Consider the following 22,479-nt stretch of genomic DNA (forward strand, 5'->3'; position numbering starts at 1 on the left):
GATTGGTGTTTAAAGTTCTCATAATTTTTGATTTTGATGATTAATGATTAACTGTTGTTTTTTTGATTGATTGTATATGATAGACGACCGAAAATTAATTTTGTTACAGTACTATGCATTACAAAGTAATGATTTAACAAATTTTAACAGATTTTAATGGTTTTATGGGTAGGGAACAACACCTATTTACTTGAAATATTGGTAGTTATATTAACAAAAATTAATAATTTCAAAATAAAATCGTTTTAGGAATAGTTATTGCTTAAAATCTTCTTAAATATTTGCTACTACATACTTGTATTGGTAATAATGAAATATCTTTGAAAAAGATTTATGCCTCAATGCGTTAAAGTATCCAAGATTAATGAGACCTATTGTTTTACTTGCTTTTATTTGTTTTTTGTCGTTCTCTCTTCAAGCCCAAGTTGATAGCAGACCTAAATCTGTTATTATTCCTGCCGTTGAAAATGAAAATGATTCTACCGATGCCAGTGCATTAACACCTTCGCAACCCATCGAAAATAGTAGTTTTGGAATGAATACGCCCAATTTAGAAATGCCAAAAAAACAATTCTCTATGTTTCCTGAGGAAGAATTTGGCAATCCGGGAGAGCTTTACACATCCCAAGTAAAAAAGAATATTGAAGACCTTAAACTTAGCCCAAAAGAAATTGAGGCTATAAATGGTAGCACCACCGACCAATACTTTGGTGATTTTAAAAGCCAGGCTAAATCTGTAAATATTGTGTATCGAGATCATGGCTATGTGGATGGAGACCTGATACAAGTGCGCGTTAACGATGATGTGATAAAACCTCGGGTGTTTTTAAACGGCGGTTACAGTGGTTTTAAACTTGATTTACAAAAGGGTTTTAATAAAATAGATTTTGTCGCATTAAACCAAGGCGAATCTGGTCCCAATACAGCCGAATTTCAAGTTATTGATGATTCTGGGCATATTATTTCACATAACCAATGGAATTTAGCAACTGGAGTAAAGGCCACAGTTATTGTTGTAAAGGAGTAATCTCTATTTAAGATACAATCTCATCAATCAATTTCAATTCTCCATCGGTAAAACTCAAATTATCCAAAGCTTTTACATTTTCTCTTAACTGGTCGCCAGAACTAGCACCAACCAAAACCGATGCTACCTGCGGTTGCCTTAAAATCCAAGCAATGGCCATTTGTGATAGTTCTTGTCCACGTTGTTGCGCTATGCCGTTCAACTTTTGGATTTTTTTAAGATTATTGGCCACGGTTTCTTTTTCCAAATACGTTAAATTCCTGGCCGCTCTAGATCCTTCAGGAATGCCATTTAAATATTTATCGGTAAGCATACCTTGTGCCAATGGTGAAAAGGCAATGCAGCCCACACCGTTTTCTCCCAAAGTATTTAATAGTCCGTTTTCCACCCAGCGGTCAAACATCGAATATCGTGCTTGGTGCAAAATAAAAGGCACGTTCAATGCTTTAAGTATTTTGGCCGCCTTTTGGGTGTCTTCCGGTTGATAATTAGAAATACCGACATACAAAGCCTTGCCTTGTCTAACTATATCCGCTAAAGCAACCATAGTTTCTTCCAAAGGTGTTTCTGGGTCTGGCCGGTGATGGTAAAAAATATCCACATAATCCAATCCCATGCGTTTTAAACTCTGCTCTAAACTGGCCACTAAATATTTGCGCGAACCCCAATTGCCATAGGGCCCAGGCCACATGTCGTAACCTGCTTTGCTGGCTATAAAAAGTTCATCGCGATAAGGTTTGAAATCTTTTTTGAAAATGGTTCCGAAATTTTCCTCAGCTGAACCATATGGAGGACCGTAATTGTTGGCTAAATCAAAATGTGTGATGCCCAAATCGAAAGCAGTTCTTAAAATATCACGACCGTTTTGAATGGAATCTACAAAACCGAAATTATGCCATAACCCAATAGAAATGGCCGGTAAAAGCACACCGCTTTTCCCCGTTCTGTTATATATCATCGCTTCATATCTATTGGTATTGGCCATATAGTTTTCAACGCCGGACTTATCATTAATTTCCATAGTGCATCAATTTAGTTTCAGCGTAAAAGTAAACATAACTTTTAGAGTAGCCATTTGTTATTTTGAAATCTGTTGCATTGAAAACAAGAAACCGGAAAATATCAATGAATATTAATCTTTGTTAACATCCCCTTAATAATTTTCTAACGAAACATGGCACATAAACCCATTAAAGATGTTATTTTTGCACGTTGCAAAATTTAATGTATGGCGTTTACCAAAGCAGAACTAGAGTTAGAAGAGAGATCAGAAGGCAAAAAATTATACAGTTACCAAAAGGGAGCAATCAATAAAATATTCACGGCCTTTGAGGAATCGCCAGACGACTACCATCTGCTTTATCAGCTACCTACAGGTGGTGGTAAAACAGTAATCTTCTCTGAAATTGTTCGGCAATATTTAAAGCACCACCAAAAGAAAGTTTTGGTGATGACACACCGTATTGAGCTTTGCAAGCAAACGTCTGGCATGCTAACAGAATTTGGCGTTGTTAACAAAGTGGTGGACAGCAAAGCCGATTTAAGCGATCAAGCCGAATATAGCTGTTTTGTAGCTATGGTAGAAACCTTGAATAACCGATTGAATGATGACAAGTTAGATATTTCGGACATTGGTTTGGTGATTATTGATGAGGCTCATTATAATTCCTTTACAAAACTGTTCAAGTTCTTTAGCCAATCTTTTATTTTGGGGGTTACGGCAACACCTTTGAGTTCGAGCATTGAATTGCCTATGACCGACAATTATGATGAACTTATTGTGGGTGAAAGTATTGAATCGCTTATTGAAAATGGCTTTTTGGCCCGGGCAGAAATGTACACTTACAATGTGGGCTTAACATCGCTTGTTGTTGGAGCTAATGGGGATTACACAGTAAAGTCATCGGAAGATTTGTATACAGCCGATGACATGCTCTCAAAACTTGTTCAAGCTTATGAGGAGCGTTCACTTGGCAAAAAAACATTGATTTTTAATAACGGTATTACAACTTCGCTTCATGTGTATGATACATTTAGAAGAGCAGGTTATCCCATTGCACACCTGGATAACACGAACACAAAAAAGGAGCGAGCTCTTATATTAAAGTGGTTCAAAAAAACACCTGGGGCCATTTTAACATCAGTTAGTATTTTAACTACTGGTTTTGATGAACCTTCTGTGGAAAGTATTATTCTGAACAGAGCCACCAAATCATTGACCCTCTATTATCAAATGATTGGTCGGGGATCACGTATTTTAAAAGACAAGAACACCTTTACCGTTGTTGATTTGGGTAACAACTTCCACAGGTTTGGTCCATGGGGAGATGATTTGGATTGGCAACGTATTTTTAAGTCGCCAAACTATTATCTGGATTCCATTTTAAGTGATGAAGATTTAGAAAGCAATTTTAGGTATGAAATGCCAGATGAATTGCGCGCCGAATTTTCTAACTCAAAAGATGTTTATTTTGATATTCAAAAAACCTATGTGGATTCGTTGAGAAATGGTGAAACCACCAAAGTAGTATTAGAGCGTTCCATTGCCCAACATGCCAAAATATGTATTGAAAACAGTGAAGATGTGTATGATGCCTTGGCATTGGCAAAAAAATTAGGCGATGACATTGACTTCAGGATTCAGCGTTATACCAAATGCATCAGTAAAAGCACCTTTAATTTTGTAGAATGGCTCAAAGGAGATTACCGAAAAAAACTCAATGCATATCTGCGCTCAAATTTTGATGAAGTTTTTGAGGAAATCAATGGTTATCCACCAGAGGATTAATCTTTTAGTTTTTAAAGGCCAAAAGGCACGGGTAATTTAACTGTTTTTTTTACTGTAATTAAGATTAACTTTTACCATAAAAAAGATTCCTTTTTCTCAATTATAAGGGCGAAACACTTTTAATGCCATTATAATTATAAGATCATAAAAATTAGAAGTACCTTTACGGGTATTAACCAAAAAAAAATCAGCAGCTTATAAACTATGGCAAAATCTCAAGTAACATTTAATAAAATTGAAAAAGAAAAAAAGCGCTTAAAGAAAAGAGAGGAAAAGCAAAAAAAAAAAGAAGCCCGAAAAGCTGAAAAAGAAGCAAGCGGCTCATCGGGGATTCAATTTGCCTATGTTGATTTTAATGGGAATTTAACCGATACGCCTCCAGACCCTGCCATGCGTGAAAAAATTAAGGCCGAAAGCATTGAACTAGGTATTCCTAAAAAGGAAGATAGAGAGGAGGAGGAATCAGTTCCAAATGAAGGAAAAGTGTCATTTTTTGATCATTCCAAAGGTTTTGGTTTTATAATAAACAGTGTGAATCAAGAAAAGTATTTTGTTCATGTTAGCGGGTTGCTGGACGAGATTCAAGAAAACGATAAGGTTACTTATGAACTAGAACGTGGTGCAAAAGGAATGAATGCAGTTGGTGTAAAAAAAATATAGCACTGTACATATAGTATTATTATAGCAATTTATGGCTGTACCTCGTAAAACCATAATGATAATATTGGCTTTTTTTGCCATTTATGTTATTTGGGGTTCAACCTATCTTTTAAACAAAATTGCGGTTTCAGAATTGCCTCCATTTATGTTAGCAGGTCTTCGGTTTACCATAGCGGGCATTCTTATTTTTATTATAGCTAAACTTCTTAAGGTTAATATTTCAATCACCAAAGCGCAACTTAAAAACACCACTATGGCAGGTTTTTTGTTTTTAACCTTTGGGAATGGAATAGTGGTCTGGGCATTGAAATTTGTAGATAGTGGGTTTGCCGCACTTGAAATTTCGGCACAGCCATTGGTTGTTTTAATTTTGATGCGCATCATTCAGGGCAAGAAAATATCTCTCATGTCCTACATTGGCGTTGTGTTGGGTTTTATTGGCATTTACCTTCTTGTGAGCCAAAAGCAGCTTATTAGTCAGGAAGGGCAAATTACGGGTATCATCATGATTTTTGTTTGTATGATAAGTTGGGGCTATGGCAGTCTATTTGTTGGGAAAGCCAATTTGCCTTCAAACTTTTTTGTCAACACGGGTTATCAAATGCTTATGGGTGGGATTATGCTGACCATAGTCAGCTTTTGTTTTGGAGAACCATGGACCATGCCATCAACATGGAGCAGTAAAGTTCTGTGGTCTATGTTGGCCCTTATATTATTTGGAAGTATTTTAGCGTTTACGGCTTTTAATTACCTTTTAAAGGAAGTTTCACCAGAAAAAGTCGCAACAAGCACCTATGTTAACCCTGTTATCGCTTTAATTTTGGGTTGGTATATTCTAGACGAAACCATCACAACACAATCCATTTTAGCTGCAATTGTTTTACTCACTGGGGTTTATTTTATTAATACCAATAGAGTAATAAAACCAAGAGGTATTGGACGCTAAAAAAGCCATAAAATACATGCTAATCAGTACTTTGGCCTTTGCATGTATGAATGCCACGGTAAAACATTTAAGTGAAGTCAACTCCTACCAAATCGTATTTTTTAGGTCATTAAGTTCATTGTTTTTTACGTTTGGGTTTTTAATAAAGAACAAGATTCCCATTATTGGAAAAAAGAACAAACTACTCATATTGCGCTCTATAACAGGGGCGACTTCTATGCTTTTGTTTTTTATGTCGGTTAAATACTTATCAGTAGGAACGGCTGTTTCATTACGCTATATCGCACCAATTTTTGCGGCCATATTTGCTGTTTTCCTCCTAAAGGAAAGAGTTCGTGCTTGGCAATGGGTATTTTTCATCATTTCATTTTTGGGCGTTTTGGTGTTGAAGGGCTTGGATACCGAACTGAATTCATACGGACTGATGCTGGTACTCATTGCTTCGGTATTAAGTGGCTTGGTCTATGTTATTATTAATAAAATAGGGAAAAGCGAACACCCGGTTGTTATTGTCAATTATTTTATGCTCACAGCTACTATTTTAGGAGGTTTACTTTCCATTGGAAATTGGGTAACACCAAAAGGAACGGAGTGGATTTTTCTTTTTAGTCTTGGAGTCTTCGGCTATTATGGACAAATATTTATGACCAAAGCATTTCAAACGGCTTCAACAAATATTGTGGCACCCATAAAATATGTTGAAGTTATTTTTACGACTACTTTGGGTATGACTTTGTTCAATGAAATCTATACCTTTTGGACCATTTTAGGTATTGTGCTAATCATTATTGGTATGGTTTTAAATGTTTGGTACAAATCAAAGGTAAAAGGGTAGTGAAGTAGTTAACTTCCCTTTGAAACATAATTTGTATTTTTGCTCGATTTTTATTCAAACCGACTAATAGAAAATGGGATTTTCAGCACGTGTTAATAGTTTTAGAAGACGGGTAATGCACAACATTACCAAAGGTATTGGCGGTTCCTATAAATTGCCTAAAAAAGGTTCGGTGAAAGTTGAAGACATTAAAAAAGTCTTGATTATTAGGCCAAACCATAGACTCGGCAATCAGTTACTTTTAACCCCAATTGTTCAAGAAGTTATTGAAACATTCCCAGGTTGCGAGATTGATTTATTTGTAAAAGGTGGCGTAGCTCATCCTGTATTTCAAAATTACAAGCAAGTCAAAAACATCATCAAACTGCCAAAAAAGCCATTCAACAATCTTCTGAAATATATAGCCACTTGGTTCAAGATTAAAGGGAAACGTTACGATTTGGTCATTAATGGGGACAAAGATTCTTCTTCCGGTAGATTATTGACCGCGTTATCAATAGGAAAAATAAAGGTTTTTGGAGATGTTCACGAAACAATTACGCAAAACTACAGGGACTATAAACACATCTCAAAATATCCCATTTACAATTTAAGATATGTTTTAGCCCAAGTGGGTTTAGAAAAAAACAACAATGCACTACCCGTTTTAAACATCAGATTAAATGATGAAGAAATTGCTCAAGGAAAAGCCATTTTAGATGATATCATAAAAAACGACAAAAAAACCATTTGCATTTATACCAATGCCACAGGGCATAAGTGCTATTCTGAAGCATGGTGGAATAAATTTTACAATCGCTTACTAAAAGAATATCCAAACTATAACATCATTGAAATGTTGCCTATTGAAAACATTTCTAAAATTAACTTTAAAGCACCTCATTTCTATAGTAAAGACATTCGGGAAATGGCAGCCATCATTAAAAACACTTCCATTTTTATCGCAGCGGACAATGGCGTGATGCATCTGGCAAGTGCCTCGCTAACGCCAACAGTTGGCTTCTTTTCGTATACAAATCCAGAAATTTATGGTCCTTATGGCAATGGAAGTTTACCACTCCATACAGAAGATACTGAAATAGACGACTGGATAAAAGCCATTAACGGCATCCTAAAATAGTATTTATTTACCCGCCAATTATTTTGAAAAATCTTTTAAAAGTGTTAAGTTAACTCAACATTTAAAACACAACCGAAAAAGCATTTTCAAGATGAAGAATACATTGATTATGGCAGTTTTTATGCTGTCAGTTTTAGTTGCATGCAAGGACAAGAAAAAAACAGAAGAAACACCCGAAATGGTTGCTCCAGCAGTACAGATTGAAACCGAAGAAGTAACCTATAGCGCAGATTCCGTGCAAATGAAAGGCTATATTGCCTTTGATAAAAATAAAACAGGAAAGCGTCCCGGTATTATTATCATTCATGAGTGGTGGGGCCACAATGATTACGTGCGCGAGCGTGCCGATATGTTGGCTGAGTTGGGTTATTCGGCTTTTGCCATAGACATGTATGGCAATGGTAAAGTGGCGGAACACCCAGGAGATGCAGGTAAATTTTCTGGTGTTGTTAGAAATAATGTGCCATTGGCTACAGCTCGGTTTGACGCCGCTTTAGATATTTTGAAAAACCATCCATCTGTAAATCTTGATCAAATAGCTGCTATTGGCTATTGTTTTGGGGGAAGTATGGCCTTAACTATAGCTAATACTGGCGAGGATTTGGATGCCGTCGCAGCTTTTCATAGTGGCTTAGGCCTTCCTGTAATGCCCAATGATAAGTTGAAAGCAAAAGTCTTGGTGGTGAATGGCGGCTCCGACCCTTTTATTCCCCAAGAATCTGTTGTGGCATTCAAAAAAGCCATGGATAGCATTAATGCAGACTATACTTATATTGAAATACCAGATGCAAAACATGCCTTTACGAGTAAAGGAGCCAGTGCGTTGGGCGAAAAATTTAGTTTGCCTTTGGAGTACAATGCTGAAGCTGATGCCAAATCCTGGCAAGCTCTACAAAACTTACTTAATGAAACATTTAACCAGTAAAATACTAAACATGAAATGTCCATTAAATAATCTTCTATTAAAACCGACGATTATTTGGACATTACGTCTGAACAAAATATAACTTAATAAATAAAAATTAACAGATGAAATTTACAAGAAAAGCAAACGCTAACTGGAAAGGGAGCGGAAAAGAAGGAAAAGGGACTTTAACTACAGCCAGTAAGGTACTCGAAAATACACAATATTCATTTCATACCAGATTTGAAAATGGAGAAAAAGGCACCAATCCTGAAGAATTAGTTGGGGCAGCCCATTCGGGTTGTTTCGCCATGCAATTGAGTTTTTTATTGGGTGAAGCAGGCTTTACACCGAATAGTTTAAATGTGGATGCCACGGTTACTTTTGAAGATGGAAATGTAACCAACGTCTTACTGGATTTAACCGGCGATGTGCCAAAAATTGACTTAGATAAGTTTAAGGAAATAGCAACCAATGCCAAGAATGTTTGCCCAATATCAAAGCTTTTGAAGGCAAATATTGAGTTAAGAGTAAGTTTGGTTTAACTATGGTTTAAGTCTAATATTCTAATTTTTATAAATCGGAGGTGTTTTTGCTTCCGATTTTTTTTATCAATAAAATACACCCCACGAATAATTGGAATTGGGCGGCATAATTGCTATTTTATAGATGTAACCCTTTAAAAAGAAATCCAATATGAAAGTAACAACAATTATGATAGCCATGTTTTTGGCTTTTCAACTGCAAGCTCAAGACCCTTTTTTGCAGAAAAATGACAGAACAATTGAGCAATTTGCCCAAAAGATAACTAAAACTTATAACAAACAACTGGCCTTAAATGGAGAACAACCTTTATTATTTCAAAAAAAGGTAGAGGAGTTTTTAATTCGAGAAAAAAAGATAAGGACAAACTTTAAAGGAACGGAAATGCTCAATTTAATATACAAACTTCGAATAACCGAAACAGGCGAAATGGCTAATATCCTGACACGTCCGCAGTTTAATTTATATAAAAAAATCAAACCCGAAATTCAGCCTTTGGATATAACAGAAAGTGAAAATTTTCAAGGTGAAGGGAAGTAATATATTATGAACCATTTTAACTCAGGTTTCATCCCACCATACAACAAAAAACTTTTGGGTGTTTCCATTAGGGAATTTTATCCAGCACAGGGAAGAAACTTTGTTTTTCATCAATTCCTCTATTTTTTCATGGAATAGGGCATAGGCCATCCAATCTGTTTGGGTTTGCACTTCCATAAGCCAATTGACTTTACTCGGAATATAAAATTTACAATCTTCAAATTGCCGTAATTCAGAAAAGTGCACATAAAAGCCTTTTAAACATTCCTTGTTTAACAGCGAAAACTTTAGGGTTTCACTTCTATAAGGCAAAAACAGCTGTGCCTTAAAATAAACCCGTTGCTGAATTTGCGATGCGTTCAAATTCAAATCATCCAAAATATATTTGGTTGAGGCATTATACAGTAAAGGTAACTGCTTATCGCATAATTTATTCAGTTTTTTAATTAGGGTATCGTTTCGGTTTGGGCCAATCCAATGTTCAAATTCAGTGGTTCCAACGCGGTCATCGTATAAATAAAACTTAAAAACAATCTCTAAATGGATAGGGCAGTCATGCCATTTTAAAATACAATCGAGTTCCCCTAATGTGATTTTTTCCTGTTGAATTTGGAGATTTTCACAACAATTGGAGATATCCTTATGCCGTTTTAATTCGGCGCTAACAAAACGTTCCACTCGTTTTCCCAAGCGTAAATTAGTGTCCAATGGTTCATCAAAAACAAAATCATCCATTTTTGGAAGCTCTAATTGTTTTAAACCCATCACATCATGAATTTTCCAAAGAATAGGAGTCTTCAAAAAACCCTGAAACTGCAATTTTATGTGTTTTGATTTAGCATTCATGCTAAACGAAAATACATCAATTTCTCAAAAAATGGATTAAACATTTCAACTTAAAAAATGGTTAAATCCAATTTATAATTGTTAGATATTTTGTAATTTATGCTAGTATAATTTTGGCATGATGAATAAGAAAATCATTGTATATGCTGGTATAATTTTAATGCTTTGGGCATGTGGCAGCTCAAAAAGCCAACCCACAGAAGCTCAGTTGCAAACTTTAAATGAATTAATAGACAGCAGACAGTTCACAATTGAATCCGATTGGGCCCATCCACAGGCTACTAGAGCCATGCAACAGATTGTTAATTCAGGATTAATGTTGCCGGGCAATACAGCGGGTAACATCAGTTTAGTCGGCAATACCAACTTTTTAAGGGTAAAAGGCGACAGCGTTTTTTCCTATTTGCCCTATTTTGGTGAACGCCAAATGCAAATAGATTATGGAGGAAGGGACAATGCTATTGAGTTTAAGGGTCTCATGGAAGATTTAACCATTGAAAAGACCAAAAACAATGGTTACAAATTTGTTTTCAATGCAAAAAGCGGCCGGGAAAACTTCAGGGTTTACCTTAGTATTACTCCAGGATTAAAAAGTGATATGTTGCTGAATAGTGGCTCGCGCTTTCCTATTGGCTATTCGGGAGATGTTGTAAAAACAGAATAGAATTTGATAAATAATACTTCAATAAATTTATAGTTTAAAGAAAACTGAATTAAATAGGTTTTAGTGATAGTGTATTGTTGAGCAAAGTCTGGCCATTTCTCAACAGACACCCCTTTAAATTCCGTGCTGTTTATCTATTCATCGTGAAAAATTAGGGTTCAAACGATTTTTTTAAACAGTAACGACTTAGTTATTTAGTTTTGAATGAATTAAATACATAACGCCCCATGAAACAGTTATTGACCCTTTTAGTTTTAGTTATTTTTCTGAGTGATTTTTATACGTTAAGTGCTCAAGAAACTGCTAGTTCACAAGAAGAAGTTCCTTCTAATTATAAAAAGCGAAGTCCTATTTACGATTATTCCGAAAAGCATTTAAATAATGTAGATACCATTCCGGATTTTGCCTTACGAACTACCAAATTAAAAATTACAGGAACCATTTACGAAAGTGATGGCGTTACACCAGCACAAAATGTATTGTTGTTCATCCACCAAGCCGATGAAGATGGTAATTTTGAACTAAAACGCGAAAACAAAAAACGCTACGTGCACCACCGAGGTTGGATACGCACCGATGCCGATGGTAAATACACTTTTTACACCTTCGTGCCGGGGTCATATATTTATGGTAATGAATTAAGACAAATACTGCCTGTTTTAAAAGAACCTGGCAAACCAGAATACGCCATTGAAAGCTTTGTTTTTGATAATGATCCATTGTTAAAAGACAAGTGCCGTGAAAGGATAGAGGCCACAAACCCAAACCGCATCCTTAAATTGGATAAAAAAGAAGGTTTGTTTGTAGCCCAACGAGATATCATACTTGGAAAAGAAATAGCTGCGGAATACTAGTTAATTAATACTTGATTTTAAAACGCCAAAGTTCATATTGAATTTTGGCGTTTTTTATTTAAGAAAACGAACTTATTAAATGCATTATAAAATGTTTAGAATTACTTTCAAATTAAACGCTATATTGCATATGTCTCACATAATAGACACCTAACTAACTAACCGGCCAAAATCATCATGGAATATGTTCTTTTAATTATCGTAATAATCTTATTATTCTTCCAAAATTCCAAACATACTAAAGACAGTTATTATTTAAAACGAGAAATTAACAATCTCAATGAAAAGCTAAATAACCTCCATTATCTCTTAAAAACCAATCAGGAAACTAGAAGCGTTGAAAAGAAAAATATTAAAGAAGATTTACAACAAACTACAGTTGAACCTGCTATTGATGCTCCATTAAAAACGGCTTCTGCTGTTTTTAAAGAACCCGAAGAACAGTATATTCCAAACTATCCAAGCGTTACTAAATTATCTAAAAAAGACATAAACCTCATTAAAGACATATTTACAACAGCTAAAGACTCAAACGACACCAACACTTTGATAAAGCTTCGTAATAAAATGATGGAAGTATTAAATATCAAACAAGTCAAAGAAAAAACAGATACCGAATTTATAAGTGCCATTTTAAAGGATATCAACTATTACGCAAAGGACAAACAATCTGATAAATCAGCTTCAACCAAATCGGAAACTAAAAAGGAAACTCCCATCCAACCAGTTCCCGTTTCAGATTCTTCTAAAACTGTTATGTCAGCGGCACCTAAAAAAGAACCAGCGCAAGAGCCTACACTTTCTATTTGGGAAAAATTCAAACAGCGTAATCCTGATCTTGAAAAATTTGTTGGTGAAAACTTAATCAACAAAATAGGAATTTTAATTTTAGTATTGGGAATTAGCTATTTTGTGAAATTTGCCATAGATAAAAATTGGATTAATGAGCCTGCACGTGTAGGTATCGGTGTTTTATCTGGAAGCTTAGTATTGTTCATAGCCCATAAATTACGGAAAAAATATGCGCCATTTAGCTCTGTTTTAGTTGCTGGCGCAATAGCCATTTTTTACTTTACCACTGCCATCGCTTTTCATGAATACAAATTATTTGGGCAGGAGGTTGCTTTTACCATTATGGTGGTCATAACGGCTTTCAGCAGCTTAATTTCGCTTTCATATGATAGAATGGAATTGGCCATATTATCACTTATTGGTGGTTTTTTAGTGCCTTTTATGGTGAGCACCGGTAGCGGAAATTATATTGTGCTATTTACTTTTATCGCTATTTTGAATATGGGGATTTTAACCTTGGCCTATTTTAAAAAATGGCACTTGGTAAACATTCTAGCCTTTATATTTACTATGCTCTTATTTGTAAGTTGGGTAGTTCAGGAAACTTGGCAAAGTAATCCGCATTATCTGGGAGCTTTAATTTTCGGCTTCATCTTCTACATCATTTTCATCATCACTAATATTATAAATAATCTGCGTACCAAAGGTGTTTTCACAAAGATGCAACTCGCTATTTTGGCCATTAATAACTTTGTGTTTTATGGAATAGGGATGCTGGTATTATCAGAATTTGCACCAAACTATTCCGGACTCTTCACTACCTTTTTGGCATTGTTAAACATGGGGTATTCTTTTCTTTTTTACAAGAAATTTGGTTTGGATAAAACGGCAGTGTATTTATTAATAGGTTTAAGCCTAACATTCATTACACTAGCCATCCCTGTACAGTTTTCAGGAAATAACATCACTATTTTCTGGGCCATTGAAGCCGTATTACTTATGTGGTTATCACAAAAATCAGAAATAAAAAGTTATCGTTTTGCAGCCGTGTTAGTGCATTTTTTAATGGTGGTAAGTTTGATAATGGACTGGACAAACTATGCTATTTCAAGCACAGACTTGGCTGTAGTAATAAATCCAACTTTTATTGGGGGTATTATGGTAGTGGCCTCTTTAGTAGCTGTTGGTTATTTATTGCGCCAAGAAACCGAAAAATTTTCAAAATTTGGATTGGTATTTAGCCCCGTTGAGTATAGAAAAATAACCAAAATATCAGCGATCATCATAGGATATTTAGTGGGCCTCTTTGAGGTTGGCCATCAATCTTCGGTACATTTTGCATTCGATGCATTTGCCTCTATGTCACTCTTTTACCATTTTCTTTTTTCAGCGGTAGTATGTTTCATACTATTTGGAAAAAGAAGTATTAAGAATGACAAAATCATCAACATTATTACCATAACCAATATTTTGGTGTTTGCATTTATTTTGGCAGAATTTGCTTTTTCAGAGCATCAAGAAAATATTTTATCCGGATCAGCTGTTCATTTGGCTTATTATATACACATGCTGTCCTTATTCTTAATTGGATATTTTTGGTATTTGGTTTATAATACAAACAAAGCGCAAAAAGTATTTTCTATTCTTGGGCATGAATTGGCTATATGGAGTGCTGTTTTTGTGCTAGTCGTCTTGGCAAGTACTGAATTAGTATTGCAAGGCCTACATTTAATGGATTTCTCTTTAGATATGGACCGGTTAGGCAATGACTATGTGTCTGTGTATCATATCATAGATTCGGCAAGATATAAAATAATAAAAGCAGGGCTTCCGGTTTTATGGGGAGTCATAGCTTTTATACTTTTGCTTTGGGGCATTAAAAAGCAAATAAAGCAATTGCGAATCATTGCACTGACTTTATTAGGTCTTACCATTGTTAAACTATTTGTGTACGATATAAGCAACGTGTCAGAAACAGGAAAGATCGTGGCTTTTATTTTATTGGGTATACTCATTTTAATTATTTCGTTTGTATATCAAAAAATTAAAGTTTTAGTAATTGATGACGATAAAAAAATCCCCAAGAATGATAAAATCGATTAGCCTATTAGTCATGCTATGGGCGGGCATAACATTTGCCCAGGAGTTCAAAGTGAAAGGAGAAATTCATGTAAACGCAGATGGTTTGTATCGCATACACATTCCTCATGGCGTAAGGTCATATTCTAAAAGCGGTTTACAGGATTTTAGAATTTGGGATTCCCAAGGCTCTCAAGTCCCTTATTTTGTAACATCATCCAATGAAAATACTGTGCTATCAAATTTTGAGGAATTTCCCATTATATCAAGTAGCAATATTGCAGATAGCACGGCCACATACGTATTTAAAAATCCGTATAAAACCATTGAACAAGCGGTACTTTTAATAGCGAACTATAAAGGAAGTAAAAGGTACAGACTAGAAGGCAGCAATAATCAAAAAGAGTGGTTTGGCATTGTTAATAGCGGACAATTAAATCAATTAAGCCACCCCACCCAAACTCGTATTTACAAGGTTATTTCCTTTCCTTTATGCGCTTATCAATATCTCAAAATTGTTTTTAATGACGAACATTCATTACCTGTAAATCTTTTAAAAATAGGTACTACAACTACACAAATGTTACCAGTATTAATGGAAAACATTCCAGTGCAGGATATAGCATTTGAAGAGAAAGAGCGCCATACCGAAATACATATACGTTTTGAAAGGACAGTAGAAATTAATCAAATAAAATTGGACATTACCGCTCCAGATTTATATAACCGAGATGCTACCTTATATACCATAAGACAACGCGAGGTTAAGCAAAAAATGGAAACTTACCGCAAACAATTATCAACTTTCTCGATTCGATCTGATGAACCCCAGATTTTTAATATTACTAATTGTAATGAAAAAGAAATTTATTTAAAGATTAACAATGGAGATAACCCCAAATTGGAGATTAGCGGTATACATTTACTGCAAAACCCTTTATATGTTATAGCCAACCTAAAAAACAATGAAAAGTATTTGGTAACGGCTGGAAACGACACGTTAAATTTTCCAGACTACGATATTTCTGATGTTACCAACACGGCAATACATGATTTTCCAATAGCACAAATCAGGGCTTTAGTTTACTCAAAGTCTATAAAAGAAAACCTGATGAGTTCATTTTGGGAGAAATCTTGGTTTATGTGGTGCTGCATTATTTTGGCTGCTATTATGATTTTATACTTTGCTTTCAGTTTACTAAGGGACATGAAGAATTAATTAAACAATCGCTTTATCAAGGTTTAGAAGTTAAGAAATATTCAATCTTACAATTAAACGTCAACATCTCACTTAATTATAAACATATACATTAGTGCAATAATGTTCAGCTGTGAAGTTTATCCTGGGTACGGTCGAAGGGCAACATGAGTTTTATTGACAAATTTTCATTTTAATATTTTGGTGTTCATGAATCTCCCAATGTTTTCCTTAAACTATTGTTTTGGACATAAACAGAGTAGAAACTATATTTACAATGATAGAATTTTGGTATAGCTAGTTTATAATTAATAACTTACTTATATAAGAGCCTTTCAATTTGATTTTGATAATATACATACCAGGCCGTAAATTATTTACAGGTATTTTTACGTTTTGACCCGTTATGTTAATGGTATTCATTGAGCGTATCTTCTTTCCGGTTAAGGAATAGAAATCAACGGAAACCTTTGTTACGTCGTTAGGAATTATTTTAATATTTATTGCTTCAGATGCCGGATTTGGAAATACCATAATTTCGTTGTCTAACGTCTTATTCAAAGTCATATTTAAAGTACTAGTTGTAAATTCAGCTTCTCTCATTAACTCAGGGCTGGATTTACCATGAGAATCCCATAGATTGTATAATTGTTCCCCTAGAGTATTCGTATAATTATAATCTCTTAAAAATTCTATATATTCTTTTGAAACAGTTTGATAATATAATTTAGCAACTATCCTATAAGTATTCTTCGGAACTATATATTCTGTTGTGTCAAAATAGGCCCCATCTTCGTAACTATATGCCACGGGAGCAGCCTGAACAGCTTCAAAATTAGCATTTGTAAATCCGCGTGGGGGAATCCTGTTATCTTTTACAACCATATTGTTTAGAGCAAAATGAAAAGATTCTCCAGCATTATATATGTAATAGCCATTATTGATATCATTAGCAAAAGCAGCTATTTCCGGACTCATTCCTAATTTTGCTTCATATATTTTAGTGTTATTCATGTCTAAAACACCTGTGCTATGATTATATGCTCCCGATTCATATACGATATTATCATCTATATCATAGGCCACTAAATTAATCCACATACGTCTGCCTTCAGGATAGCCTGACGGTAGTTTATGACCTGTTTCATTTATTATTTTAACCTTGACTTCAAAGCCATTTTCTTCAGCGTACGCATTTAAGTTTAGTGTTGCGGCATTTTGTAGCATATAGCGTGCCCTTAAAATGCCAGCGTCAATTGCATCAGGGTCTATATAAGAATCATTGCTATACTTCTCTTTTATCAATAATGGGATAAAAGTATTTCCACCGGTTAGATCATGTTGTCCCAAGTCAAGACGAACTGGTGCATAATTTTTATTGACACCTTTTCCATTAACTTCTTTCATATGACAGTCTTGACAAGAAATAACATTTTCCAAATTACCACCAAAAGCATCCGAAGGAATTCCTTGAGGTGAGTTATACGCGCTCATTTTCCATTCACTATAAGTGCGTTCAACAGGAAACATGTCGTATGTGTCGAATGATGTTGCCGAAGTACCTAAATCATTAGGCAAATATGTACCATCAGGTTGCTTAGAATAAACAGGGTTACTAACGTCATGGCAAGTGGCACACATTTCTGATTTAGTATGGAATGCAGAATATTGGACATCATGGTTTACTTGGGTTATATCATTGTACGGCCCGCGACGTACATCTTGTTCATCAATCACAAACATACCATTACCGTGTACTTGAGGTTTATCCGTCAACGTATTTATGTACGCCAAATCGTTGAGGTCATTACTCAGGGGATCCATCATTTTATGGCAAACATGACATTGCACACCTTCACGGTCAATGGCCGTAAGTGCAGAGCCATCGGTAGGAGTAGAACGCCCTTCAAGCCATCCGCCAGGGGAGTGGCAGCGTAGGCACAAATCACCTGAAAATTGAGCATCTTGATTAGCTATTACCATGGATGCTTCAAATAATGGGTCTCTCATACTATGTGCCATCATACTTCCTCGCCATGTAAATGCAGGCTCGGTTTCAAAATCATATTCGCCATGACAATTATCACATTGCCGGGAAGAGACAAAAGTTCCTGATTGAAAAGGTTGTGATCCAGGTAAATGAAAATCGTCTATCGTGGTCGGAATATAATAAAAAGGCTCATCGCGCACTACAAAGCTTAAAAATAAAAAAGCCAGTATTACGAATCCAGTTAATTTTAAGTCAAGACCTTTCATGACTATGATTTAAGACAAATAAGATAAAAAGTCTATCAAGATTAAACCATGATAATTATCAGGAATTCAACATAGATTTTTAATAAAATTATCTCGAAAGGTTTATACAGTATTTCCTTTAATTTTGGACAATAATATTAGCATTTATAGTTGCTTTGAATCAAATGGAATTTGAAATTTGCATAGTATCATTATAGATTTCTACTATTGGGAGTATTAAGTTAATCGCAAAGCTCAATCAAAGTGAAGCCGATATATGAGCTCAATTTTAAAAATGACTCCGTCTTTAAAGCGCTCATTTAGTTGTGTTCTGTTGTCACCCAAGTAAATAGAAGCTATAGCTAAATCTATTTTATCCTCAGAATCAAAAACCTTATAATTTCTAACAATGGCATAGCCAGTTTTAGCATCTACGTACAGAGATTTGCTTAACCTATATCTAAAATATCCAACCAATTCATTTGAGGTTTTAGAAACATAAGCCCCACGAGTGCTATAGTTCTGTTCAGTTAAGTTATAAGTAGTTCCAAGGCCATCAAACCGCATACCTGCCCAAGCTTTTTTATTTAGTCGATAACTAAGGTCTCCAGTAATTGGTAAGTTTAAATTGGCCTCAAATTTCTTGTTATTACTCAAATAATATATACCAAAAATAGGCACTACAATCAGCCCATATTTCTCGGTATTGGCATACACGCCGAATCTGTAATTTAAATCGGAACGCTTCTTTTTGGTAAATAAAGAAAAAAATGCTATTTGATGGTTGTTTTTAGAAATCTTAATCTCATCAGAAGCTATTTTAGAAAACACCATAAAAGTAGTAGACCATGATTCGCTTAGTGTTTTATTAATTCCAAGGTTTAACCCTAAAACATTTAAGCTATTATTTGCCAAATTAGCATCCAGGCTTACTTTGGTTTCATTGGCAAAAAGTCCAGCAAGCAAAATATTTTTTTCATTAATCACTATTGGAAAATTAATTTCAAACGCTAATTCTTCAATGTTTGTTTCCGCTTCAGAAACTTCAAAATCGTTCCAGGGAGAATTGGCGTAGCTTATCTTGGCGATATCAAAATGGTTTTGTGTCAAACCTTGAAAATACACAAATCCAAATACAACGAGCGATATATATTTCATGTATAGTTTCTAATAGCTTACAATGTAAGCAATTTAACAATGCATGGTGCTATGCGTCATATCTTATATAAACTAATAAGCGCCAAAGGCGCCTTTGCCATAAATAACAAAAATAAATATATGTACTATAATATATATATAGTAAATGGTAAAACCCAGTGTTTATAGGGGTTAAATTGAAAAAATGGCAATTACCCCTAAAAGTTCCTCACACATCAGAAAAATTACACAAAAGCGAATCCGACCTATAGTTTCTAGACATTTTGATAAGCCGTATCAAAATGAAACAGTTGAAAATCAGCATTACCCTATCAGAGTACAAAGAGAAGCACACCATTTATCTGGGAGGAGGCGAGTGGCTAAAGCACCATAGCAAGACTTTTTTAAGGAAATACCTGAGTACATACAAAATGGTACTATTGGACAATGTGAAGATTTTGAACTCCTACAATGCCCAGATATACGCCCTATACAGGACTTTCTATTTTGACCTGTCATGCATTGAGGTCTCAAAGGTCAATCAATGCTTTACGGATTTCAACAGGCAGTTCAACTGGATGTTCGACAATATAGGCGGCTGCCAAAATTCCATCGTGTTTTCAAAAATAAGCTCATGTATCTCAATATCATTGGAGACACTTTACATTATGAAAAGGCATGGCCAACTACATAAAAATTATTCACTGAAAAACCAATGTAACGCTTACATCAAGATCATTGATAATTTTGAGGAAAAATATGAAAATGAGAGAAAGAGTTTGGATTTGGATAGGAATTACACGAAAAGAAATCTAGAGGTGATAAAAGAGGAAATTAAAAGGGTCATTTAAGTTTCTAGTTTGCTTTGAACAAATGGCTTAAATCATTTTTTTGATAGAATAGAGAAATTTACTTTGATGATTTCACAGATTAATAAATAATCTGTTTCTATATCATTTATTCTTAAACTATAAAAAGTAGGGAATTGTTTGTATTTTTTTGATAAATATGTAAGTTATATTGAATTTATACCATAAGACAACAAACCAATATTGATAAGCATTTTATTGATGTTGTCAATTAAAAATTATCATAAACTCACATTACACCTTCTTTTTGATAAAATATTTATCCACTAAATGTTTATTTAATCAAGTAACCGCAAGTAATCACAAAATGCTAATTTTGTAAAATAAAGTTGTTTTTTACTTAAAATTAAATTAAAACTAATCTTATTTTGTAATTTATTGAAATATAAATGCTATTTTTGTGCCTGTACAAAAAAGTTTGAACTATGATAATTCAATTTGCAATAAAAAACTATCGAACTTTTAAAGAAAGAGCTGTTTTGAGTTTTATCGCATCTAATTACGATAAAGATACTCGGGAAAATGAAAATATTTGCTACAACCATAAGTTCGGATTAAGACTACTAAAAAGTGCTGTAGTTTATGGAGCAAATGCAAGTGGAAAGAGTAAGTTAATGGATGCATTTGCGTTTATGAGACATTATGTAATTAATAGCTCTAAAGAAGGACAAAAGGGGGACGAAATTGATGTTTACCCCTTTAAACTTAGTAGTGAAACAGAAAATCAACCTTCAGAATTTGAGATAATCTTTATCTATAAAGATGTACAATATCGTTATGGATTTGAAGCTACGAAAAATAAAGTCGTTTCAGAATGGTTATTTTATAAACCAAAGACCAAAGAAATTGAATTATTTTATAGAGATAATAATCATTTCGATACTCATTCTAGGAGCTTTTCTAAAGGAAAAGCTGTAATAAAGGAAGGGCTAGTTAGGGACAATGCACTTCTAATTTCAGTTGCAGCTCAATTCAATGATAAGACTTCAATCAATGTACTAGATTGGTTTAAAAGATTAAAAGCTCTTTCTGGACTAAACGAGTCTGGCTACCAGGGTTATACTATGAGTAAAACAGAGGACCCTATTCACAAGGCGAAAATTCTTGACTTACTCAAAGCTGCAGATTTAGGCATTAGAGATATTCAATTGCAAAAATTAGACATTGATAAGTTGCCAAAAGACATGCCTAAAGAAATTAGAGATAAAATTCGTCAAGATGTCAATGAAGAAAAAGCTGAATATATTTCCGATGTGCTAACAACACACAAAAAGTATAACGCAAAGGGAAGGTCTATTGGGAATGTAAGTTTTTCTCTAGAAGACGATGAATCATCAGGAACTAGAAAATATTTTGCTTTAACAGGACCAATTTTAGATGTAATTGAAAATGGTTATACGCTTGTAATTGATGAATTAGATTCAAAACTTCATCCGAATTTAGTATGCAAAATTGTATCCCTATTCAATTCAAAAGAATTAAATCCAAAAAATGCTCAATTAATTTTTAACACACACGATACTAATCTTTTAAGTACTGGTCTTTTTAGAAGAGACCAAATTTGGTTTACAGATAAAAATAAGTATGGAGAGGCAAAACTATATTCTCTTGCAGATTTCAAATCTGACGAGGTTAAAAAAACTGAATCATTTGAAGATAACTATATAAGAGGAAAATATGGTGCAGTTCCTTTTTTAGGTTTTTTCGAAAACTTAAACAATATTCTTTCTCAGTATGAAAATGAAAAATAAAAAAGAGGAACAAATTGCTGCCAAAAAAAAACACATAGAGCAATTAAAGAAAAAAAGGAAGACTGAGCCTGACGTAGAAAGAGCGATGCCTATTCTAAAAGAAAAGCCTACGATTTTAATTGTTTGCGAGGGACAAAACACTGAACCTTCTTATTTTAATCAATTCAGGCTTTCTTCAGCGACTGTTAAACCAGTTGGAGAGGGATACAACACTATTACACTAGTAAATAGAGCTATACAACTTGCTAACGAAAAGAGTTATGAACAAGTTTGGTGTGTCTTTGATAAAGATGATTTTAGTGATAATGATTTCAACAATGCGATTGCAATAGCTCAAGCAAATAATTTCGGAATTGCATATTCTAATCAAGCTTTTGAATACTGGTTGATACTTCATTTTAATGACCACCAGGGTGGTGGAATGCATCGAGATGATTATAACGATAAAATAAATGAATTAATCAAACCTTTTAAGGTCTTATATGACGGTAAAAAAAGTAAATTAATTGATGAAGATTTTTTTGAATTGTTAGACGATTTTGATGAAAAAACCGATGAAAAAAGAGTAGATTTAGCCATAAGAAGAGCAGAAAGAAACTATAATCAACATAATCATTCGAATCCTTCTAAAGAAGAATCAACAACAACTGTTTTTAAATTAGTACAGGAGTTGTTAAGATATGTTTAAAAA

At 34.3% G+C, this 22,479-nt stretch carries 20 protein-coding genes; 16 read left to right on the forward strand and 4 right to left on the reverse strand.

All coding sequences use genetic code 11. From position 1 onward, the window contains the following. Positions 1-364: 364 nt before the first annotated feature. The gene (locus ACB104_RS00050; RefSeq protein ID WP_370476100.1) at positions 365-1,027 is read left to right on the forward strand and encodes a hypothetical protein; all 663 of its coding nucleotides are present in this window, start codon (positions 365-367) and stop codon (positions 1,025-1,027) included. A 7-nt stretch (positions 1,028-1,034) separates the two neighbouring features. Here the strand turns inward: ACB104_RS00050 and mgrA are convergent, their stop codons facing one another. After that, positions 1,035-2,048 carry an L-glyceraldehyde 3-phosphate reductase gene (mgrA, locus tag ACB104_RS00055; RefSeq protein ID WP_370476102.1) on the reverse strand — a complete coding sequence of 338 codons (1,014 nt, stop codon included), beginning with the start codon at positions 2,046-2,048 and terminating at the stop codon, positions 1,035-1,037. A 207-nt stretch (positions 2,049-2,255) separates the two neighbouring features. Here mgrA and ACB104_RS00060 point away from each other — a divergent pair, with 207 nt between their 5' ends. The 8 genes from ACB104_RS00060 to ACB104_RS00095 all read left to right on the forward strand — a co-directional run bounded on the left by ACB104_RS00060 (position 2,256) and on the right by ACB104_RS00095 (position 9,363). After that, on the forward strand, positions 2,256-3,815 hold the full coding sequence (locus ACB104_RS00060) for a DEAD/DEAH box helicase (RefSeq protein ID WP_370476103.1): 1,560 nt from the start codon (positions 2,256-2,258) through the stop codon (positions 3,813-3,815). Between the two features lie 204 nt (positions 3,816-4,019). Next, positions 4,020-4,475, forward strand: a complete 456-nt coding sequence (locus tag ACB104_RS00065; protein ID WP_370476105.1) for a cold-shock protein — start codon at positions 4,020-4,022, stop codon at positions 4,473-4,475. Positions 4,476-4,506: 31 nt separating this feature from the next. After that, the gene (locus ACB104_RS00070; RefSeq protein ID WP_370476107.1) at positions 4,507-5,421 is read left to right on the forward strand and encodes an EamA family transporter; all 915 of its coding nucleotides are present in this window, start codon (positions 4,507-4,509) and stop codon (positions 5,419-5,421) included. Beyond that, a complete protein-coding gene (locus ACB104_RS00075) occupies positions 5,411-6,256 on the forward strand; it encodes a DMT family transporter (RefSeq protein WP_370476108.1) in 846 nt (281 codons plus the stop codon). The genes ACB104_RS00070 and ACB104_RS00075 overlap by 11 nt, the downstream gene beginning before the upstream one ends. A 73-nt stretch (positions 6,257-6,329) precedes the next feature. After that, positions 6,330-7,376, forward strand: coding sequence for a glycosyltransferase family 9 protein (locus ACB104_RS00080; protein WP_370476110.1), 1,047 nt, complete (start codon positions 6,330-6,332; stop codon positions 7,374-7,376). Positions 7,377-7,467: 91 nt separating this feature from the next. Further along, the gene (locus ACB104_RS00085; protein ID WP_370476112.1) at positions 7,468-8,301 is read left to right on the forward strand and encodes a dienelactone hydrolase family protein; all 834 of its coding nucleotides are present in this window, start codon (positions 7,468-7,470) and stop codon (positions 8,299-8,301) included. Between the two features lie 104 nt (positions 8,302-8,405). After that, complete coding sequence (locus tag ACB104_RS00090) at positions 8,406-8,825, forward strand: OsmC family protein (protein WP_370476113.1); 420 nt, start codon at positions 8,406-8,408, stop codon at positions 8,823-8,825. Between the two features lie 151 nt (positions 8,826-8,976). Further along, a complete protein-coding gene (locus ACB104_RS00095; RefSeq protein WP_370476115.1) occupies positions 8,977-9,363 on the forward strand; it encodes a hypothetical protein in 387 nt (128 codons plus the stop codon). 21 nt (positions 9,364-9,384) lie between these two features. Here ACB104_RS00095 and ACB104_RS00100 read toward each other — a convergent pair whose 3' ends face one another. Further along, the gene (locus tag ACB104_RS00100; RefSeq protein WP_370476116.1) at positions 9,385-10,209 is read right to left on the reverse strand and encodes a DUF1853 family protein; all 825 of its coding nucleotides are present in this window, start codon (positions 10,207-10,209) and stop codon (positions 9,385-9,387) included. Positions 10,210-10,330: 121 nt separating this feature from the next. On the opposite strand from ACB104_RS00100, the gene ACB104_RS00105 reads away from it, so the two are divergent. The 4 genes from ACB104_RS00105 to ACB104_RS00120 all read left to right on the forward strand — a co-directional run bounded on the left by ACB104_RS00105 (position 10,331) and on the right by ACB104_RS00120 (position 15,817). Further along, positions 10,331-10,873, forward strand: a complete 543-nt coding sequence (locus ACB104_RS00105) for a DUF4251 domain-containing protein (protein ID WP_370476117.1) — start codon at positions 10,331-10,333, stop codon at positions 10,871-10,873. 227 nt (positions 10,874-11,100) lie between these two features. Then, positions 11,101-11,727, forward strand: coding sequence for a dioxygenase family protein (locus tag ACB104_RS00110; RefSeq protein WP_370476119.1), 627 nt, complete (start codon positions 11,101-11,103; stop codon positions 11,725-11,727). A gap of 177 nt (positions 11,728-11,904) precedes the next feature. After that, positions 11,905-14,622, forward strand: a complete 2,718-nt coding sequence (locus ACB104_RS00115; protein ID WP_370476120.1) for a DUF2339 domain-containing protein — start codon at positions 11,905-11,907, stop codon at positions 14,620-14,622. Further along, positions 14,606-15,817: a hypothetical protein gene (locus ACB104_RS00120; RefSeq protein ID WP_370476121.1), complete on the forward strand. Its 1,212-nt coding sequence runs from the start codon at positions 14,606-14,608 to the stop codon at positions 15,815-15,817. The genes ACB104_RS00115 and ACB104_RS00120 overlap by 17 nt, the downstream gene beginning before the upstream one ends. 276 nt (positions 15,818-16,093) lie before the next feature. Here ACB104_RS00120 and ACB104_RS00125 read toward each other — a convergent pair whose 3' ends face one another. Both ACB104_RS00125 and ACB104_RS00130 read right to left on the reverse strand, forming a co-directional pair. Beyond that, positions 16,094-18,052 (reverse strand): T9SS type A sorting domain-containing protein, encoded by a 1,959-nt coding sequence (locus ACB104_RS00125; RefSeq protein ID WP_370476123.1) that lies wholly within the window; start codon positions 18,050-18,052, stop codon positions 16,094-16,096. Between the two features lie 234 nt (positions 18,053-18,286). Beyond that, on the reverse strand, positions 18,287-19,189 hold the full coding sequence (locus ACB104_RS00130; protein WP_370476125.1) for a DUF6268 family outer membrane beta-barrel protein: 903 nt from the start codon (positions 19,187-19,189) through the stop codon (positions 18,287-18,289). Positions 19,190-19,470: 281 nt separating this feature from the next. Here ACB104_RS00130 and ACB104_RS00135 point away from each other — a divergent pair, with 281 nt between their 5' ends. The 3 genes from ACB104_RS00135 to ACB104_RS00145 all read left to right on the forward strand — a co-directional run bounded on the left by ACB104_RS00135 (position 19,471) and on the right by ACB104_RS00145 (position 22,476). Then, positions 19,471-20,019 (forward strand): hypothetical protein, encoded by a 549-nt coding sequence (locus tag ACB104_RS00135; protein ID WP_370476126.1) that lies wholly within the window; start codon positions 19,471-19,473, stop codon positions 20,017-20,019. Positions 20,020-20,462: 443 nt separating this feature from the next. Beyond that, entirely contained in the window at positions 20,463-21,788 is a 1,326-nt protein-coding gene (locus ACB104_RS00140) for an AAA family ATPase (protein WP_370476128.1), read from the forward strand. Next, positions 21,778-22,476: an RloB family protein gene (locus ACB104_RS00145; protein ID WP_370476130.1), complete on the forward strand. Its 699-nt coding sequence runs from the start codon at positions 21,778-21,780 to the stop codon at positions 22,474-22,476. Before ACB104_RS00140 ends, ACB104_RS00145 begins: the two co-directional genes overlap by 11 nt. The last annotated feature ends 3 nt before the right edge of the window (positions 22,477-22,479 follow it).

This window comes from Tamlana flava, assembly GCF_041287255.1.
GTDB classification, from domain to species: domain Bacteria; phylum Bacteroidota; class Bacteroidia; order Flavobacteriales; family Flavobacteriaceae; genus Tamlana; species Tamlana flava.

What these genes read in the sequence shown, in the direction of transcription:
- ACB104_RS00090 (WP_370476113.1), top strand. Translation starts at nt 8,406, where the DNA reads ATGAAATTTACAAGAAAAGCAAACGCTAACTGGAAAGGGAGCGGAAAA.
- ACB104_RS00080 (WP_370476110.1), top strand. Translation starts at nt 6,330, where the DNA reads ATGGGATTTTCAGCACGTGTTAATAGTTTTAGAAGACGGGTAATGCAC.
- ACB104_RS00060 (WP_370476103.1), top strand. Translation starts at nt 2,256, where the DNA reads ATGGCGTTTACCAAAGCAGAACTAGAGTTAGAAGAGAGATCAGAAGGC.
- ACB104_RS00125 (WP_370476123.1), bottom strand. Translation starts at nt 18,052, where the DNA reads ATGAAAGGTCTTGACTTAAAATTAACTGGATTCGTAATACTGGCTTTT.
- ACB104_RS00065 (WP_370476105.1), top strand. Translation starts at nt 4,020, where the DNA reads ATGGCAAAATCTCAAGTAACATTTAATAAAATTGAAAAAGAAAAAAAG.
- ACB104_RS00095 (WP_370476115.1), top strand. Translation starts at nt 8,977, where the DNA reads ATGAAAGTAACAACAATTATGATAGCCATGTTTTTGGCTTTTCAACTG.
- mgrA (WP_370476102.1), bottom strand. Translation starts at nt 2,048, where the DNA reads ATGGAAATTAATGATAAGTCCGGCGTTGAAAACTATATGGCCAATACC.
- ACB104_RS00110 (WP_370476119.1), top strand. Translation starts at nt 11,101, where the DNA reads ATGAAACAGTTATTGACCCTTTTAGTTTTAGTTATTTTTCTGAGTGAT.
- ACB104_RS00120 (WP_370476121.1), top strand. Translation starts at nt 14,606, where the DNA reads ATGATAAAATCGATTAGCCTATTAGTCATGCTATGGGCGGGCATAACA.
- ACB104_RS00100 (WP_370476116.1), bottom strand. Translation starts at nt 10,209, where the DNA reads ATGAATGCTAAATCAAAACACATAAAATTGCAGTTTCAGGGTTTTTTG.
- ACB104_RS00140 (WP_370476128.1), top strand. Translation starts at nt 20,463, where the DNA reads ATGATAATTCAATTTGCAATAAAAAACTATCGAACTTTTAAAGAAAGA.
- ACB104_RS00130 (WP_370476125.1), bottom strand. Translation starts at nt 19,189, where the DNA reads ATGAAATATATATCGCTCGTTGTATTTGGATTTGTGTATTTTCAAGGT.
- ACB104_RS00115 (WP_370476120.1), top strand. Translation starts at nt 11,905, where the DNA reads ATGGAATATGTTCTTTTAATTATCGTAATAATCTTATTATTCTTCCAA.
- ACB104_RS00145 (WP_370476130.1), top strand. Translation starts at nt 21,778, where the DNA reads ATGAAAAATAAAAAAGAGGAACAAATTGCTGCCAAAAAAAAACACATA.
- ACB104_RS00070 (WP_370476107.1), top strand. Translation starts at nt 4,507, where the DNA reads ATGGCTGTACCTCGTAAAACCATAATGATAATATTGGCTTTTTTTGCC.
- ACB104_RS00085 (WP_370476112.1), top strand. Translation starts at nt 7,468, where the DNA reads ATGAAGAATACATTGATTATGGCAGTTTTTATGCTGTCAGTTTTAGTT.
- ACB104_RS00050 (WP_370476100.1), top strand. Translation starts at nt 365, where the DNA reads ATGAGACCTATTGTTTTACTTGCTTTTATTTGTTTTTTGTCGTTCTCT.
- ACB104_RS00105 (WP_370476117.1), top strand. Translation starts at nt 10,331, where the DNA reads ATGAATAAGAAAATCATTGTATATGCTGGTATAATTTTAATGCTTTGG.
- ACB104_RS00135 (WP_370476126.1), top strand. Translation starts at nt 19,471, where the DNA reads ATGAAACAGTTGAAAATCAGCATTACCCTATCAGAGTACAAAGAGAAG.